Raw genomic sequence first — 20,584 nt, 5'->3', positions numbered from 1 at the left:
TTGAAATTGACCGTGTATTGACATATTAAAAGACGAGCCCGAAATGTCCTCCAAAAATATTGACCTAGTTAACTTGCGCCAAACGTTATTTGCTTTGTTAAAGCCAGAACGTTCATTTTTCGCTGTTGTCATCGCTTATAGCGTTGTTATCGGCCTGCTAACGTTAGCCGTGCCTATTGCAGTACAAACCTTAATAAACACAATCGCCAATATTGCTTCAACGCGCGCGGTGATCACCCTTGCTATTGTTTTGTTCAGTACCTTACTTCTGTCAGGTTGCTTCGCAGCCCTGCGCATGCGTGTCATGGAATATTACGAACGGCGTGTCTATGCGCGTTTAGTGGCTGATCTGAGTCTGCGTACTATATTGGCGCCCCATAGCTATTTTGAAGGTAGTCAAAACACCTCGATCACTCATCGTTATTTTGACATCATGACATTGCAAAAGAATGTACCTAGTTTGATGGTTGATGGTATTGCTTTGATATTACAGATGATTGTCGGTTTCACCCTCGTCTCTTTTTATCACCCGTTTTTACTCGCGTTCAATCTATGCGTAATTTTGATTATGTATATCATTTGGCGACTCTGGTCGACCCAAGCCAAGATTTCAGCGGTGCGCTTATCTGAATCAAAGTACTCCACCGCGAAATGGCTAAGTAACTTGGCATCGGCCAACGACTTCTTAAAATCCTCTTCTCAGTTCGATTATGCAGGCAAAAAAACCGAGCGCTACGTGTCAGAGTATGTAGATAACCATTCTCGCCATTTTTCGTTCACCTTTAAACAAGTCGTTATGTTTTTGGTGCTGTATGCCTTGGCAAGCTCTGCTTTACTTGGCTTAGGTGGCTGGTTAGTCATAGACGGGCAATTGTCCATCGGGCAACTTGTCGCGGCAGAATTGATTATGGCTGCAGTATTTTTAGGGCTTTCTAACTTCAGTAATTACCTAAAATTGTATTACGAGTTGTATGGCACAGCAGATAAAATTGGTGGTGTTATTAGCATGCCCCAAGAAGCATATGAGCAAACATCTAAGCCAGCGCCTGCTGGCGGTGCGCTAAATTTCAATAATGTAATTATCAAGCGTAAAGATGAATCATGCCTTATCGACAAAAATATCGCTCAGGGCGATAAGTACTTTGTAACGACCCAATCTAATTGGACCCAGCGCACCATAGTTAACTTACTCAAGCGCTACGAAACCCCCGCATCCGGTTGGATTAACCTTGATAACAACGACCTGTCTGATTACGACACCTACGATCTGCGCCAAGCCGTGTTTGTGTTAGACCGCTCGCTAATTATTGAATGCACCATCGAAGAATACATTAAAATGTGTGCTCCGGATGTATCAACCAATGAGATAAACGTCACCCTTGAAAAAGTAGGCCTTACGGATATCATTAATTCCCTGCCGCTTAAACTAAAAACCTCGATATCCGCGGTGGGTACGCCGTTACAACCCCTTGAATTCATACTGCTGAAATTAGTGGTCGTCATGCTTTCTAAGCCAAAAGTGTTGATAATTAACCAGCACTTTGATGCTATTCCTACTTCAAGACGTGAAAGAATATTAAAGGTAATTGAAGCAACTAACCTGACTGTATTGTATTTTTCAAATGCGCCAACTACCGGTTTTTTAAATGGAGTTATTGCGCTAGAAAGTAAAAAAGAGCCCATAAATAGTGGCCACAGCAGCGCAGGAGATAAACCATGAGTAACGCTCATAACGATTTCATGGGAGAAATGAAAACCTTACAACATTTAGAGGTGCCAAAAACCCACAAAACAATTATCTGGCTTGTGATAACACTAGTGATCGCCGCAGTGCTGCTATTAACATTCACTCCATGGGTGCAAACCGCCTACGGCACAGGCACCGTTAACTCGCCAGATCCTTTGTACCGTATTCAACCTATCTCAGCTTTACTTAACGGCCAGATTGAGCAGTGGCATGTAAGAGAAGGCGATAGTGTTAAAAAAGGTCAACCCATAGTTACCTTAGTCGATGTGGATTCTGACAGGCTAGAAAAGATACGCTCTCAACAAGTTGCCGCTAATCAGCGTTATGTCTCAAATAAAATCTCAGTACAAAACGCACTAAGTAACCTCTCACGCCAGCAAAAGTTACTCCAAGAAGGGCTGGTATCTCAAAAGGATGTCGAAGCGGTTGAAATTGCACTCGAAAAACTTAAAGCGGAAGCATCTAAAACAGAAGAAGATTTAGACACACTTAAAATGACATTGGCTCGTCAAGAAACCCGTACTAAATATGCCCCAATGGACGGCACAGTCGTTCGAATGAAGTCAGGCGGAAGCGCTACTTATGTCACCTCAGGAAGCATATTAGGCTGGTTTGTGCCGGCAAACGTTGAACGACAAATCAGTATAAAGATTAGCGGTCTTGATGCAGCACTTTCCACAAAAGGCAAAAAAGTCAGGATTCAATTTGAAGGTTGGCCAACATTCCAATTTAGTGGTTGGCCTGCTATGTCAGTGGGAACGTTTGAGGGAGTAGTATCATTTGTCGAACCTGTCGCTGACCAATTTGGTTTTTTCACCGTCTGGATTGAGCAAGTCAATACCACAGTCGCGTGGCCAGATCATGAAAGCGCTCGCTTAGGCAGCCGAGTCAGAGCATGGATACTACTTGAAGAAGTACGGTTAGGGTACGAGTTATGGCGACAATTAAATAATTTCCCTCCCGTGCGTGTTCAAGAAACCCAAGAAGGCTCGACCTAATGTATAAATCACTGGCTTATGCCACGTTTTTACTTGGTATTTCTGTGCCATCCCAAGCATTAACATTGCAAAAATATCTGTCATTTGTATCTGATAACCACCCTGAAATACTGGCACTTGATGCCACGACAGGCCAATACGGCGCAGATATTCAATACGCTGATGGGGCCTATGACGCAAAACTAGATCACAACAGTTTTTCGCGAGTGGCCGGCTACTACGATGGTTTGCAAGCATCACAAAAGTTCTCAAAACCCCTCGAAGCATATAATGCAGAGATCTTCTCTGAATACCGCATTTCACATGGTGACTTTCCGGTTTATGAACAACAATACGCGACCCTGTCTGGTGGTGAAGCATCATTAGGCGTGAAGCTTTCATTGCTAAAAGGCCGCGACACAGATAAGAATAGAACGGCGATGGCGAGTGCACGCCTGAAATACAAAATGTGGAGTGAAGAGGCAAAACTTGCCCAAAGTGAGTTTTACTATTCTGCAATTCTAGCCTATCTCGACTGGGTCGAATCCGTGAGCTACTATAACAAAATAGAGCAGTTGGTCGAAGCAGGTGTTAATAGGCAAGATGGTATTAAAAGACGAGTTGCAGAGGGAGATATTGCCGAAATTGAGCTGTTAGAATTTGAAACTCGGCTACTAGAGCGGCAGGTTACTTTGCTCTCAGCTGAACGCAAAGTACAAGCAAACATTCAAAAACTGCGCTACTACATGCATAGCAACGCTTCGCTTAATGATATTCAAAACGCCCCCTCAAGCGATGCAACGAACATGACATGGCCAATTGCGTTCAAAAATGTCATGCATGCTGAGGTCTCTTCAAACCACCCCGCTTTAGCGGCAAAAGCTTACGAAATGCAGGAATTAAAACAGAAAATGCGCCTCGCAACAGTCGACCTGTTACCCAAGCTCGATGTTGAGGCTAAACTCGCGCGAGATATAGGCTCCGGCCCAACGTCACTTCAAGACACAGAAGCTAAAATAGGTCTGTATTTTTCAATGCCTTTTGAGCGCTCACAAGCGAAAGCAAAAAAGAGTAGAACACAGTTCGAAATCAATGCTTTAGAGCAGAAAACCAACGCCTTGCAACAGTCAATTGATGCCAAACTACAAGAACGTCTCATCAACCTTACCTACGCCAAACGTTTGCATAACATGCAGAAAAAACAGGTTGTTTTATCACGTCAACTTTTCGAGCGAGAACAGCGACAGTTTGAATTTGGTTCAAGTGATTTTTTTATGCTTAATAACCGAGAAGTCGATGCGTTCCAAGCGGATTTGAAAGCATTGACCGCGCGTATCAATGTATTTAGAGAAGAGCTCGCTATAATGAAGTTAAATGCCCAGCTAGATCACGAGTTTATTCAGCACACCCTACTTTAAACGCCCACGTCGAGTAGCAATTTAAACTTTGCCCCCTAAGCACAATGGCTGAAACAGGCGCACTAGATCCGCATAAGGGTTTATGACCATTGCAGCAATTTAGCTTTTATACGCGCAGGCAAACTTACCCTCGTCCATCAAGGCAGTCTTAAAACAGTAGCAAAAATGAGTAACACAGCACAAACCTTGCCCTTTGCACGACCCTTTCGATAATAATTTGCTTAAGTGCTTAGTTCATTATTAACGGCTTACTAAGTCGAAGCGACTCACAAACTTGTTTCTTGTAGGAGACTTCCTTTAACTACGGAAAGCAAAATTGATTTTTATTCAACGTTGTGAGTAAAAACTTCAAGGTTGCTTAACTTCCACATAAAACGTTTTCGATATAATCCCAAACTGGTATGAATAATCTAGTTAAACTAACAAGGCGCTAACAAACGTTAATTTCAACTATCTGATAACTAGCACTAATTCGTTTCCTTTCGTGGTAGAAAAAACTTATAAAATATAAATTTTTTAAGTTTTCATGTAAAGTTAATGCCTGAAAACATGGTATGCAGGTTATATTTTAAAGTAATAACCAGTTAAAAAACCGCGTGTCTTTATATACTTTTAACGAAATGGATACCTACGTGACGCAAAGTAAACCTCAGATTAAAAATGAACCTGCAATACAGAAATTGCTAAGTAGAATGCCTGACGACGTGGCAACAAGTTTTTCAGATGATCAATTATTGCACTTGAAGCTAGCCTTAGGTGCGCGCCAGTGGGGAAAGCATAAAATAGACTTTCGCGGAACTGTTGCCCTGCCCTTCTCACCCAGTAAAATCTACTATGTGTTACTTATGGGCAAAAACCACAGAGACTTATCCCGTACTGAAAAGGCGGTATCAGCCTTTACGATTACACTTTTTGTTAGCTTATTTATTTTTATCTGTGTACTCGTAGGGTTACTCGTTGTGTATTTACTTAAGTCGGCTTTAGGCATTAATTTGTTCGAAAATTTTTCACTGGGAATTTGGAGTTGGTTTAAAGCGTTATGGTAGTGAAAGCCTGTTATGGTCAGTCATAGAAGCAAATTTTTAGCACGCAGCGTAAATTTATTAACGCTTATCTGTAAGCTTCAAATTATGACTTTCTTTAGGATCAGTAAAATAGTTTCCATATATCAACACACTATTATTTTTCGCTAATAGGGTTAATTTCTATCTCTTTTGGCTAAGACCACCCGAAGTATCCACATTTAATAATAAACCTAGTCCATAATAAGCTTAGTAGGTCTATACTTTGTGTATTTTTTTGACCGTTACTTAGAGGGTACTTATGAACCGTAATTTCATTTTATTAAGCATGGCCACCATAGGGATTCTTGCGCTCGAATGCAGCGCTGGTGATACAGATAAAGAGCCTCTTGTCCAAAAACAAGCTGAGTTTACTATAAAAGGAACACGAAACCTTGATAAAGACGAGAACGGCCTTTATGACGATGTCGAACGAAAAGCAATGCTTGATGTGCTGCAAAACATCAGCCCTGAGATCAAAACAACCTTTGATACGAATAATGACGGCAAGGTATCAGTACTTGAACAAACGAGCGGCCGCCATCCATTATCACAACTGACAAATAGTAACAAAGTCGTTGCTAGCTCAGTAAAAATACCTTGGTCACCTAATATCTACTCTGAATGGATTTCCACGTCAGCCCTTCAAGAGGATGCCCCACTAGGTAAAGTAGCAGCACTATCCTCCCGAGGAACGGTAAACAAAACCGGTTTAACACAGCAGAATAGAGATAAACAACCCCAACTTAATGCGGTCCGTAACGGAATAGAATTTGCGGCTAACTCAGGGCAGTATCTTAGTATGGGCGTTCAAAAAGACGCCCGTTGGAACTACCGTTGGTGTCTTTTTACCTTCCGGATAGATGGAATGAGTGGCGCTGGTGATACAACCGTGCTGGTTGATATCAATCGTGGTAATAGCGCAGGCCAATCATCACCAAAAATTTGGTATAACAAAGAAACGGGGCTAAATGTTGAATACGTAGGACAAGCACAAAGCGGCTTAGATAAGCGCGTTTTGACAACGAAAGATATTTACATCGATGGTAAAAGTTGGAATGTCGTCGTTGTGGGTATGCGCTACGGCAGAATGTACGCCTCAGTCAATGGTCGCGATATTGATATTGAACAACCCGATTATTATTCAGCGCCTCGTATCTACGAAGGAACAACCGTCATTGGTAGCACGCAGAATGATAACAGTGCATGGGCATTAGACGCGCTACTCTTAGGTACGACTGAGCCCTCTGAGGCAATGATACGCAAAATGAGTGGATGGGCTGCCCATCGTTTGAGTTTTGAAAAAAAACTACCTGAGAACCATCCTTACTATTCACAACACCCCGTGCTTGATGAAGAAGATCACCCCCATCGCTATGTTCATGACGATGAGGCTTGGACGCAATGGGGCCAATCGCTTCAAGATTCCATCTTTCGAAAGAGTAATGCGGGCAATAAACCAGTCAACACGGAAACATTTGAGCGCGTCTTTTACGATGATTTTCGGAGTAAACGCATTACGCGAAGTTTTACCGGCGAAGGAAACCTATGGCAATCCCCTGGTTTTAATACGGCAGTAGGTGCTTCTATTCCATTAGCACTTCCGGGAACTGAACCCGATGCCTATGCTCATAATGCCGAAACTAAAAAGCAGACTCTATCTTTGGTTCCCAAAGGCAACAGTATGGTTGCAAGCGCTTTTTATTCGGTTAACGATATGGGCCACGGGTACACTTGGGATGGCCCTAAAGTCATTAGAATTCGCGCAATGTTCCCCAATATCCCTCAAAAAGACTTAGCACCTGGCCTTTTTCCGGCCTTTTGGTCCTATGGTACTGAGTGGCTATTTTGGCGAACATCTAATCGCATAGAAGTGGATTGGTTTGAGTTTGACGGTAAAAATGGCCAATGGTTAAACGGTCTCGCAAGTCACTATCACTATAGTCATTTAACGGACAACATTTATGCAAAAAATAATAAAAGCGCCAACAGTTACAAGGCGTACGGTGGCGAGTTAACTGAAGCTAAATCAAACATTCCGGGAGGACTCTATTTTTGGGATGGTCAATACCACACTTGGGAATTTGTAATAGATAACGACTTAACCTATATAAATGTAACCGTGCCAGACCAAAATGGCAAAGATCAATGGGTTGAGGTAGGGCGCAGTAGAACCCCTGCTACTTATCTTGAGCGCATGGATATCCAATTTGATTACGCCCTGAAAGACGAACAGCCCAAACCCATTGGGGAGCAGAAATTTACTGTGGATTTTGTGGAAGTGCTGCAAAAAACTGCGCAAATTTCTCATTTTACCGAACCTTTTATCGCCGCCCCGCAAATCACTGGCGATGCATCCGTTGGAAGCACGATAACATGCACTGCTAATTTACAAGGGGTGAAAGATGCTCGTTACTATTGGTTTGCCGATGGATACCCTTTGACCTATTCGTCAAACGCGTCTTACACACTAAGCACTAACGAGAAGGGTGCAAAAATTCGGTGTATGGTTAAGGCAGTTGGCGCGCTAAATATGCCTGAGGCATGGTCAGCGGAATGGGAAAGTCCAATTGTAAAACAGTGAAATAAATATCGCCCCACAACAAAACCGTGCAATGGTTTAATGATCACGAGCATCGAATAAGGTAGTAGTTTTACCACCTTATTCGATGAAGTGGCAAAGACGTACTTTTTCACCAGAATTTAAATTAAAAGCAGCTCTTCCCCGGTGGATTACGCAATAACAACACCGTGATGGCAGCCTGTCGAATGCGCAAGCACTAGAACAGAAAAATTCATTTTTAATAAACTTCCGCTCTCTTGATATCAGACGGACTCGACTGCACGCCCAGTTTGATCAATTAAGTACGAATGAGAAGTTAAAAACAAGCTTCTGCGTCTTTGATATTGTTCATAGTATCCACTATGAACACCACCAACGTGCACAAAAAATGAATATTGAGCTCACGACATTGCTCATCAAAGTCAACAAGTCAATTAACCACAGCCAAAGCTCTGAATGAAACTGAAGTATCTTCGAGATGATGCAAGAGCAAGATTAAATGTTGGCCGTTTCAACGCGCGCATGTTAATGAAAGAGCTTGTACTAATATGTAAAATACCTATTCGTGTACATATAAAACTGCGACGGTTGAGCACCCAATATACAAAATCAATTACGATGGAGTTTGATGTATCAAAATGCGACAGGTGTCGGCTGTGGTGATACCACCTATATCTGGCTGGGTGACTAGCGGTTGTAATTAATTTATACACGAAACGTATTGTAGACTGGTCTATACCTCATCAATCGGAAGCCGAAGTCGCATATTCAGGCAACAGGTCTGGCGTTATCAACGGACACACAGCGTGCGTCGCTAGAGAAATTGTTGAGACAATACCCCGATCAAAAGAACATTAAGAAACTTGAAGCTTAAGTGAAAATCGATAACTGGATATTCTTCTTAGCAGCAAGAAAAATACAATATGCGATATGCGATACAAGTTAGTACTGGATTACGGCAACCATTAACAACTGCATATATTCAATAAATAATTAGCTCCCGCAAATTTGGAAACCAACCAAAATTAAAGTCTACAATCAATTACACACTAAAAATTAGAAAAGAAAACGATTGATTCATCTACAAGAGAAGAACTACTTTAGTGAAAAAAATTAGCTAATGGCATTTTTACAAGTCATTAATTAACAACATCGAATTAGACCTACTATATAACATACTAATTAAACGTGATTATCTTTTTTAAACATTATATTTACATAACGGAAGCATATCAATTCTGTAAGACAAGAGTGACGAAAATATGTCATAACATTCTGATGTAGTTCTTAATATTTTATTGTATTATATTTTTATACTAAGAAAAAAATAGATAAACGACACTGAAAGTTTAGTAATGGAATATATATAATATGAACAGAAATATTGCTTTGGATGTCCTAAAATTAATCATGGCGTTTATGGTGGTGGGCATACATGCTAATTTTATGATGGACTTATCACCATTAGGTAATTATCTTACCGTCCATGGTATGTTTAGAATAGCAGTCCCTGTTTTTTTCGTAATAAACGGATATTTCTTTTATTACGTCCTAATTAAAGAACAACAATTAAAATGGCTTAGAAGAGTATTTATTCTATATATTACATGGATGGTATTTTATTCATACTTTTGGTTTTCGATACCAGATATGTCTTTTATTTCCTATGCGAAGCTTCTTAAGGTTGTTTTTTTTGGATATTATCATTTATGGTATATTGCTGGAATGATTGGGGCAGCTGTAATATTACTGATACTTCGAAAATTGCCGTCATCTATTCTAATAATATCTATCATACTAACCTTCCTTTCTGGAGTGATAATACAATACTTAGGAAATTATCACATTTTTGAAGGAACCTTTTTAGATAAATTGTTTAACACAAATCAGATGCATCGGAATATGATATTTTTAGCATATCCATTTTTTTGTACGGGCTATTTAATCAATAAACATTCACTTCCTAGCAAAATATCTTTAGAACATTCATTTATCTTAAGTATTCTTGCAATAGGTGCATTGTTAGGTGAATCTTATTTTAATTTTCTCCAAGAAAATAGGGATGGATATTTTGATAATTATTTTTCACTTATTTTAATTTGCCCAATAATATTTATATTATTTATTAAAGCTAACATCCCCGGAACGAATAGAAACATCGCATTATATTCTTCGTCTATATACTTTATACACGTATTAATTCTGATTATACTGCAAAAAATTACCGCCCTTAGTCCTACATATGTAATGTTATTTACTATTTTACTCTCAGCATTTGTTTCATATTTCATTATAAAAATCAATAAACGGTTGAAATTTATACTCTAAATCGCCAACGCTTATTTAATGAAAATTTTATGGAATTTATTTAACTGCATTTAACACCACAGATTTATACGGTAACGCGCATCTAATACACGATAATTAACGAGGAAAGTCCCTTTTCAAATAATAGACAATTCGCTTACATTATAATGAAGAACGTTTCTTAGCATTAAAGAGACAATCCCAACATGCAGCGATTTTCGCTCTTTGTAAACAGGCTAAATTACTCTTATTGGATGCGTAGTAAAAAATTAATTTTAGCCATCCTTTTAAAAAATACACCAAAGAAAGAAACCTTGCATGACCTTTACCTAGATATTTTCCTGAAATATATAAATACGACCAAGTCATATGATATTGTCTAAAAAAACTTAATTTTTCACTGCTTCCTGAAGACCCTCCATCGATATGGAAAGCTTTGGCATCTGGCGTATAAATTAACTCATAACCACTTTTTTTGGTGCGTATACAAAGGTCATCTTCTTCAAAAAATAAAAAAATATTTGGATCAAAGAAACCTACCTTTTTCATTATTTTCATATTGAAAAACAGTACAGCACCAGATAGAAATTCAGCACAGATATCACCGTCAGCTCGCAGAAAATTCCCTTCGCTGATCTTTCTCTGATGAAAATTTCGTCGATATGTCTCTTGTAAATAACCGTTTTCATAAAAAATTGCAGTACTAAGAATACCAGCTTGAGCATAAAGCGCAGATTTTTTGACTAAAGTATCTAATGCGCCTTTCCCCATTACTGCATCGGGATTCAGCAACAACGCGTATGGTGTTGTTATTTGCTCAAGGGCAATATTATTTGCAACGCCAAATCCTAAATTATTAGCATTTCTAATTAGTTTTATTTTGGCGGTGCCAAAAGAGTCAATTACATCAGAAATATTATCAACACTTGCATTATCGACGATAAATATATTCGAAACTAACTTTTCATTTACTACTGACTCTATTGCGGCTCTAACTACACTAGTACTATTAAATGTAACGATAACAACAGAAACTGGACCAATATCATTAATCATTTAGTACCTATTTCAAATTTACTTCAGCATAAAACTGAAATACAACAAATTGTAAAACACTGTAAAATAGAAATTAATAACAAATCATAAATAACTGCTAATTATATCTTTCATCATATTTTCTACTACATATTTGGAACCTTTAAGCGACAAATGCCCATAGTCAAATACTAATGGGGTATTTTTGTCATCTACTTTAGCTAGACAACCGTTCTTGTTACATAACTGATCAATCATAGAGAAATATTCAATTTCTGAATTATCATAATCTATATGTAATTGACTATTAATTCTCAAAACATTACGATTAAAAGAGCGATCGTTAATTACCCTATCATCTTTATTAAAGTGTCTCCGGGCAATCGTAGTGGGCAAGGATGGCTGCCATTGTGGTACCGGTCCCACTAAAATTAATTTAGCACCTAAATTATGCTCATATAAATATTGAAGTATTTCATTAAAATCATTTTTATCATGATCAATACGTTGAGCTAAAATAATTACTTTAGGCTCAATATCTAATATTTTATGCTTTGCCATATCATTTGACCTATCACAAGCACGTTTATATTCCTCTACAGATTCATTATCTTTCTTAATAAGCGGTCGGCAACCTGAACTAGCGACTTGGTTAATGTGAACATTCGGGAATGTGCTTCTAATACCATAAGAAAGTGCTTGTGCATGTGAATCACCCCAAATAAATATCCCACCTTTACCATTTGTAGTGCAAGTCTCAGAGATATCATCAACCTTTGCACTAAGAGATTCTGCATCGAAGAAATTACACTGCTCCATAAATGCTTTCGGAAGATATTTTTTGTAATTTTCTGTGTGATAAATAGACACATATTTTGCTTCTTCAGAATTAGCAATGCTTCTGATAGGCGTATTGATGCCATTTTCTACAAATATGAAAGAGCCTAAAAATCCGGTAATGCATAAGAAATAAACAGGCTTACATTTTAGGTACCCAAATACGCTAGTAAAATCATTTCTAAACTTAATTTTCTCAATATATTTGTAACTCAAAAAACCAAGAAATATCGACAGTGCAATACCAAAATATATGAATATGCTATCCAGTGAGTAATAATAAATAGCGACCACAAAAGGCCAGTGCCATAAGTAGATAGAATAAGACCAAGCCCCTACTTTCTGAAACACAATATTGCTAGTAATAAAACTGTTGTTACGTTGTGCCTGAATGATAAGAAATGAACCGAACACCGGGAAGATTGCAAGATAACCAGGCCAAGGATTATCTTTTGAGATAAGCCAGTAAGAGCCCAAGATTAAGGCCAAGCCAATCCACTCTAGCAATTTTTTTCTTTTTTCTTGTATGGAAAATGGATACAAATAAGCAACACCGCCAATCATCATTTCCCAAGCTCGAGTATGTAATAAATAATATGCCGTACTAGGCCATTGGTAAGTAGCAATAACGCAAAAGATAAAACCAAAAACACTTCCCAACAAAATTGCGGTTTTCATCATTTTTAAAGACATAAATTGCCGCATAGCAACAAGGACTAATGGGTAGATTATATAAAATTGCCATTCAACCGATAAAGACCAAGTGTGTAATAGCCATTTTTCATGCGACGCGGTATCAAAATACCCAGCTTCCATCCAATATATGAAATTGGATACAAAAGTCAAACTACTGCCAATGTGCTTACCCAAAGCTCTGTAATCGAATGGAGTAAGATAAAACCAACCAAATACAAGCAAGGCTAAGCACAGTATTGCTAAAGCAGGAATAATTCTATTCGCGCGAGCAATATAAAACTTTAATATGGAGAAACTCTCTTTTTCAATACCTCTAAATATTATTCCTGTCATTAAAAAACCAGAGATAACAAAAAACACATCTACACCCGCAAAACCGCCTGGCATCCAAGACGCATCAAAATGAAATAGCACAACGGCTATGACTGCTATGGCTCTTAATCCATTTATATCTTTTCTAAATTCCATGATAGTCCAACCTATAAATAAAAAACGGAGTTAGCTAATAAATAATAACAATGAAACGCTCAATAATGAGCAATTTATTAACTCTAAAAATTAAAAACCAATTATTTTAATCTTACTAAAACTCGCAAGCAGTGAATCGTATAAGGCTTGTCATTAACAAGTTATGAAAATTGACTTCAAGAAGAAGCCTCATCGCCATAAGAGTAATCGTTGTAATAACCTTGATATCCAGAGTCAGACATCTTTTTAGTATCAACTTGGTTTAACACCACACCGGCTATTTTGGCGTTGACCCGTACTAATTTACCTATACCGTTTTGAGCAACCCCAACACGTGTGTCATTACTTTTCACTATAAAAATAACTGCATCTGCTTGCTTGGCAATAATCAGAGAGTCACTGACCACTTGAACTGGCGGGGTATCGATAATAATACGATCAAAGGATTGCTTTAATTCTTCTAATATATGGGCAAATTTTGGAGATGTTAATAACTCCAACGGATTTGGCGGCCTTTGTCCACAGGGCATAATGGTTAGACCTGAAACTTCATCCAAATATATACATTCGTTCAACTTTTCAGTACCTGATATTAGATTTGCTAAGCCCGGATGATACGGCGGCAGGTCAAAGCGCTTGCAAATATTTGGCTTTCGCATATCAGCATCAATCAGCAAAGTACGTTCAACTTGAGCTAATGCAAAAGCGAAATTAATGGCGGTAGTTGTCTTACCCTCACCAGGTAAAGAAGAAGTTATTTCAATGGTTTTTGTCTCTTTATCAAGTTGCGTTAATAAGAAGTTGGTTCGAAGGGTACGTACAGACTCAGCGAACCTTTTGCCATTTTCATCATAAAAATAGTGCAACAAAAAGCCGTTCTTTTTCTTCACGCGCACTAGCGGCAATAAACCTAACAAACGCTGGGATAGTTTATCTTCGGTACCATTAATGTGCTTAAAAGTATCGTTTAAAGATTCAACCACAAAAGCAATTACGAGCCCTAACCCTACTGATGCCATAAAAGCTAAAATGACGATAAGCATCTTATTAGGTTTAACGGGGTTTTGCGGTCGAAAGGCCCGGTCAGTAAAACGTGCAACCGCCGAATTAAAATCACCAGTCACTTCAGTTTCTTTCGAACGAGAGAGAAACGTATTATATATTTCACCGTTCGTTTCTACTTCACGAGATAATTTTTTATATTCATATTCTTTCGCTGTGAGTGTCTGGAATTGCGCTTTTATGCGCACAAGTTCTTGCTCGAGCGCTTCAATATTACGCTCACTGGTAGACAGCTCTTTTTCTACCCCAGTAACTAAGCGGCGTACTTGCTCATTAAAGTTACTGTTTACGGTGGCCAATTCAGCTCGAGCAGCGATCATTTTTGGGTGTTTAGGCCCATATCGCTGGCTTAATTCTGATACTTTACGCTCAACCGTGACCAAGGTTTGTTTTACATTTTGTATAACATCTTGTGAGCTGATTTCACTTATCGATCCCAACATCTCTAAATCATCACGGCCATACTCATCGATAACGCGCACTATACTTAATAGTTTGTTTCTGACCTGTCTTGCACCAACCAATTGCTCAGATGTTTGCTCTAATTCTTTTGAGACTAAACCCACCACGCCCGAGACATCCACTAAATTCTCGCGTTCACGATATTGCTGTAGTTTTAACTCGGACTCGTCTAAGCGAATACGTAAGTCAGATAAACGCGTGGTTAACCAGCCCGAGGCCTTTTTAGTCATCCCCATTTGTGCAGATAGATTTTGCTCTATATACACTTCGCCAACCGTATTGGCGACGAGTGCAGCTAATTTAGGATCACTACTCTCGAAGGTAATGTTAACTAATTGTGTGGTACGCACAGGGTCGATCGATAACCGCCCTAAAAAGGTGCCGACTAACGACTGTAAAGCCATTTCCTCTTGTTCTGGACCTGATAATACCGACACTTTCTTTTTAGGTAAAAAAGGAATGAGGCCTTTAATATCGTTAATAACTTCTCTTTTACGTGACGAATTAACAATAAAATCTGGGTTATTTTTTAAATCTAACTTTTCTACAACTGCCTGAGCAATTTTACGCGATTGTAGAATTTTAAATTGCGTTGTGTAATATTCTTTGCGGTTAGAATCAAGGCCGTAAATATCGTCAAACGACACGGCTTTCGCTTGATCAGCCTCTATTAATAGGGTAGCTGTTGCCCTATATATCGGTGTTACCTTAGTTACTGCAAAGACCGTCGTCAGTGTTATAACTATAGCCAGTAAAGCAATGCGCCATTTATGCTTATTAATTACCGCAAAATACTGGCGTAAATCGATAACCTCGTCGGCAGAGTTTTTAACCATTTCAGCCGTCACATTAGCTTTCTGGGAAGGTGAATCTAATTCCATACTTTCAATCTTTCTCATTATAAAAATTCTTTAAAAAAACCGCTGTTCAATGGTAACCGTATCACCAGCATTTACTTTATAGTCAAGAGATGCTTGTTGCTTTTTGTCTTTCTCTCTCTCTTTGAAAAGAGATATTTTACTTATATCTGCGCGCTCAGTTAAACCACCTGCCAATGCGATAGCCTGATTGATAGTCATCCCCGGTTGATAAGGGTAGCCGCCTGGCAATTTCACTTCACCAAGAATATAGAAAGGGCGATATTCAACGACCTGTACATAAACATTGGGGCTGATTAAATAGTCGCCTTTTAAACCTTGCTCAATAACTTGTTCAACCTGTTTTACGGTTAAGTCTGTTACCTTAACCTCCCCCAAAAATGGATAATTGATGTTACCGCTACTACCCAACAAAGTTTCTATCGCTAAATCCTCTTCACCAAACACCTTAATAGCTACCTTATCACCAGGGCCTAAAAGGTAGGTTTCTTGCGCAAAGACGTTTATCGAAGTTAACGAAATCATGAACAAGAAAAAAAATGTTATTTTTATAAAAATTTTATTCACAAACACCTCTTATAATCAAAAACTTCGCACGCATAAACCTAAAAACACTATATTTAAAAACATTTAACAAACCTATTCATTTATTATATTTCGTATCAGCAAGTGCTGCTGAGTTAAAAGCAAACCCCATGCACAAAGGAAAATAAAATAACAGCATTGATGGTGCGCCACTTGACATAAAAAATAACATAATGATTGAATAAGCCAACAAACACAAAAAGCAATCTCGTTGTCTAATAGAATTAAAATTGTTTTTTAGTCCGAAAATAAAATAAGGGAATAGTAATAAAATAAGACCAAAAACTCCATACTCGATTAAAATATCAAGAAATACATTATGCGTATATAAAGCTAGATTCGGACTATAAAAATAGTTAATCATATGATTAGCTAACATCTTAGGCCCTACACCAAAAAATATATTTTTTTGAAATATATCCCAACCAAACGTTACTAAACTCTGGCGATGCAAATTAGAAACCCACAAAGCTGCATCTTCATCAAGATAATATATTTCAACATCGCTATAATTAAAAAAAGAAAACTCTGCTAAGTCAACCATGTTCGGTGCTAACATTAGCAAAACCACGCCGAAGCCAAAGGCTCCCATTAGCAACCATTTAAGCGCATAACGATAAGCCATAATTAAATATATCAGCGAAACGATATGAAAAGCTAAAATCCCTTTCCGTTCAAGTGAAAGTAAAATAAAAGGGTATAAAATTATCAAGGGAAAAATATATTTTTTATTATTAAAAAAATAAATATGGCTGACTAATACAACCCCTGTTAGAGCGAGTATGTACTTGGCATCACCTAAATCTTTATAATGGTAATATTTTCCATGAGCAAAGTGATACAGAACGACAAAGATACATATCATTAGTAACGCTTTTAAAAATAATGCCTGAAATTCTTTAGGGTATTTAATTGATTGACCATAAACAATTCCAATAACGACCAACAATAGCGCCCACTGGACTGACTCAACTATTGCATCCTTCAAGCTTGATTTTAAAAGGCCAAGTAACAAACAGTATCCGATAAAAACAAACACCATTTGATAGCCATGCGGCACGCACCATACAATGCGTCGATGACGTGCAAGAACAAAATAGAGACCGATGATGGTTATCGACGAGATATCTGCCAAACGAATAATAACGCCAGGTAACGAAAGCCGTAGATCGGTGAAATACAAAGGAATAACAGTCGCAGCCAAAACGAGCAATAGCCTTTCGATAATTTGCAACTTAATTTGCATATATCCCTCGTATAACTGATAAATTAATCACCAACTAATTACCTAACAACGTGCTATATAACTCAGTATGTCTTTGAGCGCTTTTTTCAATCGAAAACTCATAGGCACTTTTTATTGCTAGTGTTGACATATCATTATAAGAAGTAATATTTGACGTTACAGCTAAGATCAAAGACGTTAACTGCCCAATATCCCCCACTTCAAATAGATACACGCTGTCAACCACATCATTTAAACCCTCTACATTAGTTGCAAAACAAGGTAAGCCTGCAGCCATAGCTTCAACCACAGCTAAGCCAAAGCCCTCCCAGTTGGATGACTGAACATATATATCAATACTGTCTAAAAAGTAAGGGATATCGCTAACTTGCCCATGAAAGTACACCTGGTGCTTTAAGCCTAAATCAACAACCAGATTTTCTAACTTTTCGCGTAATTCGCCATCTCCAGCCAAATGTAACTCATAGCCACTGCCCAATTCTTTTAACGCCTTAATTAACGTCTCAATATCTTTTTGCTTAACGAGTCTGCCAACCATACCGATTTTGATAGGAAAACGAAGTGCTTCAATTTTACGTTCTTGCATTGAAAAACGACTTAAGTCAACACCATTATTAATAACTAACGCCTTATCGTTACTCCACCCTAAAACAAGTTCAAAGGCTTTTTTCACGCCTTCTGAGATACATACAACTTGTTTAAATCGGCGGAAAAAAATAGCCTCAAACCATTTAACCAATTTAATATCTCGTCTACGATAATAAGGATTATGTTCAGTCAATATTTTTAAGGTGGATGATAGAAGTGCAATATACATAGAAGGGAATAAATGAGCATGGACTAGATCGGCTTTATTCAAACGTTTAATGACACCAAACAATCCTAAATCTCGCTTGTGATAAACACTAACGCCTAAGCTATTGAGTTCGTCAATATATTCATTTTCACCGCGGGTAAGAATGACTTCAAATTCAAAGTCATCTTTTTGCAACGTCATTAAGTCGACTAATAAACGTTGTACGCCACCAAGACGTTGTAAATCATTAGTAATATGTACTATTTTATTCACTTAAAAAACCTACAAATTAAACAGGAGAGTGAATAGTTTATCTTACCTATTATATTAGAACCATGCTGTTTAACGAGCTTATTTACCTCGATCATTTTGGGATAACATAGTTGATAATAAATTTTTCTATCGGCTTTATCTGATATTTTTAATCCCTTTAACATAAGCAAAAATGTACGTTTTTGAAGTTGTGATACCAATTCACGTTTTTGGTGAGTATTATCAATAGTCTGCTGAATAGCTGTGATTAAATTTACTAGTAAATCGGAATATTTAGATGTTCTTAACGCCGTTGTTGAGCCCGCACGTTTGCGATAATAGACCAACGTGCTTGAAATACGAACACTAGTTTGTGCTTTTGAAAAAGCGTGAATATTAAACCAAATATCTTCATAAATCATACCCTTCGGGAACCGCAAATCGTTTAATGTGTCTCTATTATACAAACGAGTCCACACAAAGAAGCCTGTATGAAACGGATTTAAATTTGATGAAGGCAATTCAGATATGACTGTATCGTTAACATCCGGTAAGACTGTTGTAAACTCTGTGAAACCAAATTCAATAATGTCATTTTTGGCACGTTCGACATATGGCTCAAGAGTTTTCCAATAATGTGGTGCAATGGCATCGTCTGAATCGATAAAGCCAATATACTGCCCTTGAGCGACTGCTAATGCTTTATTTCGGGCTGCGGCCTGGCCTTGATTAATTGGTTGCTTAATAATGCTGGGGTTAAATTTTAGTGCCTGTTTATGTTCAGCAATAAATTGCTCAACCAAAGTGATAGAGTTTTCAGGGCAGCAATCGTCTACAAAAATGATTTCGACTTTATCTGTATTAATTCCCTCGAATAAGCTTTGCATCAACTCTGGTATATACTGAGCAACCTTATAAACTGGGCAAATGAGCGACACTAGAATTGGCATATTATGCTTCCTGTCGGGCGCTAGCTTGATGCTTAGCACCAATGACGCCATACTCTTCTGAGTAACTTTCTAACATGACAGGCAATGAATACTTTTGCTTATATAATTCATACGCTTCAATACCGTGATCAACAATTTTTTGTTTATCATCTATATATTCCGCCATCGAACTTGTCATCACTTCAGCATCACGAATCGGGACTAAGTAGCCAGATTTGTGTTCAACAATGAGTTCAGAACAACCACCTACATCTGATGTGACTACCGCTTTTTTACATGCCATTGCTTCGATAATACTGCGCGGTAAACCTTCCCAAAAACTGGATAATACAAATACATCTGCCTCAGCTAGTTTTTCTGCGAAATTATCGACCACGCCACAAAAATTAATCATACCAGTTGGGAAGTTAGCAAAATAAGATTTTACCTGTTCTTCGTACTGTCCGTCTCCGTATATGCTTAAAATAAAGGCTTTATCATCTGCTAATAATTGCTGACAAGCTTCCGCTAGCGTCGCGTAGTCTTTTTGATCTTCAAAACGCGCTGCGGTAATAAAATGAACGGGATCATCGCTTAACTGCCAATTATCGTTACTGATACCCAGCATACCATTGCGTATCACTAATAACTTTTTATCCGGTACGCCAATACGCAGGTATTCATTTTTATCAAACTCACAAACACCAATAATGGTCGAAGGTAAAACTGATAATGTTTTTTCAAGTAACTGATATTTTTCATACCCTTTGTTTTCAGGTGTATTAACAAAGGGCACACCATGTGGCACATAGTAGGAGCGCTTAAATGTTAACATTGCCGCGATACGCCCTAATGCGCCTATTTTTGCGGTATGCCATGAGCAAACTTGTGGTTTTTCAGCGAGAATAAGCCAAACCAATTTAAGTAATGACAGTAAATCGCTTATCGGGCTCAAATCCCGTTTCAAACCCGTTAATGCATGCACCTGAAAGCCTGAATCACGTAATTTATCAATCGCTTCTCCATTCCCGCCAATTGCATAAATTACTTCAGCACCCTCTTGACGAAATTTTTCACCAATTTGACAAATGTGCTTAAAAGAGCCTGATACCACTGTATCTGAACGTGTCATTCCTATTAAAATTTTCATTTTTTGCTCCCTTAGCTCTTATATTTATTGTTGACTAATAAAAAATTGGTCGTCGCCGGTGTCGTTCTACGACCTGTAGTTCTAATAAAATGGTGAAGTTTTGATGAATGAAAGT

At 38.2% G+C, this 20,584-nt stretch carries 14 protein-coding genes; 6 read left to right on the top strand and 8 right to left on the bottom strand.

Annotated features, from left to right (window positions below):
- Positions 1–43 precede the first annotated feature (43 nt).
- The 6 genes from GQR89_RS01260 (at position 44) to GQR89_RS01235 (ending at position 10,094) form a co-directional block, all read left to right on the top strand.
- Positions 44–1,720: an ABC transporter ATP-binding protein gene (locus tag GQR89_RS01260; protein WP_158768376.1), complete on the top strand. Its 1,677-nt coding sequence runs from the start codon at positions 44–46 to the stop codon at positions 1,718–1,720.
- Positions 1,717–2,745 (top strand): efflux RND transporter periplasmic adaptor subunit, encoded by a 1,029-nt coding sequence (locus GQR89_RS01255; RefSeq protein WP_158768375.1) that lies wholly within the window; start codon positions 1,717–1,719, stop codon positions 2,743–2,745. The genes GQR89_RS01260 and GQR89_RS01255 overlap by 4 nt, the downstream gene beginning before the upstream one ends.
- Positions 2,745–4,142: a TolC family protein gene (locus tag GQR89_RS01250; RefSeq protein WP_158768374.1), complete on the top strand. Its 1,398-nt coding sequence runs from the start codon at positions 2,745–2,747 to the stop codon at positions 4,140–4,142. Before GQR89_RS01255 ends, GQR89_RS01250 begins: the two co-directional genes overlap by 1 nt.
- Positions 4,143–4,774: 632 nt before the next feature.
- Positions 4,775–5,188, top strand: a complete 414-nt coding sequence (locus GQR89_RS01245; RefSeq protein WP_233269046.1) for a 3-phosphoshikimate 1-carboxyvinyltransferase — start codon at positions 4,775–4,777, stop codon at positions 5,186–5,188.
- Between the two features lie 277 nt (positions 5,189–5,465).
- Positions 5,466–7,787: a hypothetical protein gene (locus tag GQR89_RS01240; RefSeq protein ID WP_158768373.1), complete on the top strand. Its 2,322-nt coding sequence runs from the start codon at positions 5,466–5,468 to the stop codon at positions 7,785–7,787.
- 1,350 nt (positions 7,788–9,137) lie between these two features.
- A complete protein-coding gene (locus GQR89_RS01235) occupies positions 9,138–10,094 on the top strand; it encodes an acyltransferase (protein ID WP_158768372.1) in 957 nt (318 codons plus the stop codon).
- A 141-nt stretch (positions 10,095–10,235) separates the two neighbouring features.
- Here GQR89_RS01235 and GQR89_RS01230 read toward each other — a convergent pair whose 3' ends face one another.
- The 8 genes from GQR89_RS01230 to GQR89_RS01195 all read right to left on the bottom strand — a co-directional run bounded on the left by GQR89_RS01230 (position 10,236) and on the right by GQR89_RS01195 (position 20,469).
- A complete protein-coding gene (locus tag GQR89_RS01230; RefSeq protein ID WP_158768371.1) occupies positions 10,236–11,129 on the bottom strand; it encodes a glycosyltransferase family 2 protein in 894 nt (297 codons plus the stop codon).
- A gap of 84 nt (positions 11,130–11,213) precedes the next feature.
- The gene (locus tag GQR89_RS01225; RefSeq protein ID WP_158768370.1) at positions 11,214–13,109 is read right to left on the bottom strand and encodes an acyltransferase family protein; all 1,896 of its coding nucleotides are present in this window, start codon (positions 13,107–13,109) and stop codon (positions 11,214–11,216) included.
- A 176-nt stretch (positions 13,110–13,285) separates the two neighbouring features.
- On the bottom strand, positions 13,286–15,469 hold the full coding sequence (locus GQR89_RS01220) for a GumC family protein (protein WP_370461064.1): 2,184 nt from the start codon (positions 15,467–15,469) through the stop codon (positions 13,286–13,288).
- Positions 15,470–15,544: 75 nt separating this feature from the next.
- The gene (locus GQR89_RS01215; protein ID WP_158772090.1) at positions 15,545–16,036 is read right to left on the bottom strand and encodes a polysaccharide biosynthesis/export family protein; all 492 of its coding nucleotides are present in this window, start codon (positions 16,034–16,036) and stop codon (positions 15,545–15,547) included.
- Between the two features lie 118 nt (positions 16,037–16,154).
- Positions 16,155–17,342 (bottom strand): O-antigen ligase, encoded by a 1,188-nt coding sequence (locus GQR89_RS01210; protein ID WP_233269045.1) that lies wholly within the window; start codon positions 17,340–17,342, stop codon positions 16,155–16,157.
- Positions 17,343–17,376: 34 nt separating this feature from the next.
- Positions 17,377–18,411: a glycosyltransferase gene (locus GQR89_RS01205; RefSeq protein ID WP_158768368.1), complete on the bottom strand. Its 1,035-nt coding sequence runs from the start codon at positions 18,409–18,411 to the stop codon at positions 17,377–17,379.
- Positions 18,408–19,340, bottom strand: a complete 933-nt coding sequence (locus GQR89_RS01200; protein ID WP_158768367.1) for a glycosyltransferase family 2 protein — start codon at positions 19,338–19,340, stop codon at positions 18,408–18,410. Before GQR89_RS01200 ends, GQR89_RS01205 begins: the two co-directional genes overlap by 4 nt.
- A gap of 1 nt (position 19,341) precedes the next feature.
- Positions 19,342–20,469 carry a glycosyltransferase gene (locus tag GQR89_RS01195; protein WP_158768366.1) on the bottom strand — a complete coding sequence of 376 codons (1,128 nt, stop codon included), beginning with the start codon at positions 20,467–20,469 and terminating at the stop codon, positions 19,342–19,344.
- Between the last annotated feature and the right edge of the window lie 115 nt (positions 20,470–20,584).

Origin of the sequence: Paraglaciecola sp. L1A13 (assembly GCF_009796745.1) — a bacterium.
Lineage (GTDB): Bacteria > Pseudomonadota > Gammaproteobacteria > Enterobacterales > Alteromonadaceae > Paraglaciecola.
This window is presented reverse-complemented; position numbering and strand designations above follow the sequence as displayed.

Coding starts and splice junctions, on each gene's coding strand:
- GQR89_RS01260 (WP_158768376.1), top strand. CDS start 44: ATGTCCTCCAAAAATATTGACCTAGTTAACTTGCGCCAAACGTTATTT.
- GQR89_RS01255 (WP_158768375.1), top strand. CDS start 1,717: ATGAGTAACGCTCATAACGATTTCATGGGAGAAATGAAAACCTTACAA.
- GQR89_RS01250 (WP_158768374.1), top strand. CDS start 2,745: ATGTATAAATCACTGGCTTATGCCACGTTTTTACTTGGTATTTCTGTG.
- GQR89_RS01240 (WP_158768373.1), top strand. CDS start 5,466: ATGAACCGTAATTTCATTTTATTAAGCATGGCCACCATAGGGATTCTT.
- GQR89_RS01235 (WP_158768372.1), top strand. CDS start 9,138: ATGAACAGAAATATTGCTTTGGATGTCCTAAAATTAATCATGGCGTTT.
- GQR89_RS01230 (WP_158768371.1), bottom strand. CDS start 11,129: ATGATTAATGATATTGGTCCAGTTTCTGTTGTTATCGTTACATTTAAT.
- GQR89_RS01225 (WP_158768370.1), bottom strand. CDS start 13,109: ATGGAATTTAGAAAAGATATAAATGGATTAAGAGCCATAGCAGTCATA.
- GQR89_RS01220 (WP_370461064.1), bottom strand. CDS start 15,469: ATGGTTAAAAACTCTGCCGACGAGGTTATCGATTTACGCCAGTATTTT.
- GQR89_RS01215 (WP_158772090.1), bottom strand. CDS start 16,036: ATGATTTCGTTAACTTCGATAAACGTCTTTGCGCAAGAAACCTACCTT.
- GQR89_RS01210 (WP_233269045.1), bottom strand. CDS start 17,342: ATGCAAATTAAGTTGCAAATTATCGAAAGGCTATTGCTCGTTTTGGCT.
- GQR89_RS01200 (WP_158768367.1), bottom strand. CDS start 19,340: ATGCCAATTCTAGTGTCGCTCATTTGCCCAGTTTATAAGGTTGCTCAG.
- GQR89_RS01195 (WP_158768366.1), bottom strand. CDS start 20,469: ATGAAAATTTTAATAGGAATGACACGTTCAGATACAGTGGTATCAGGC.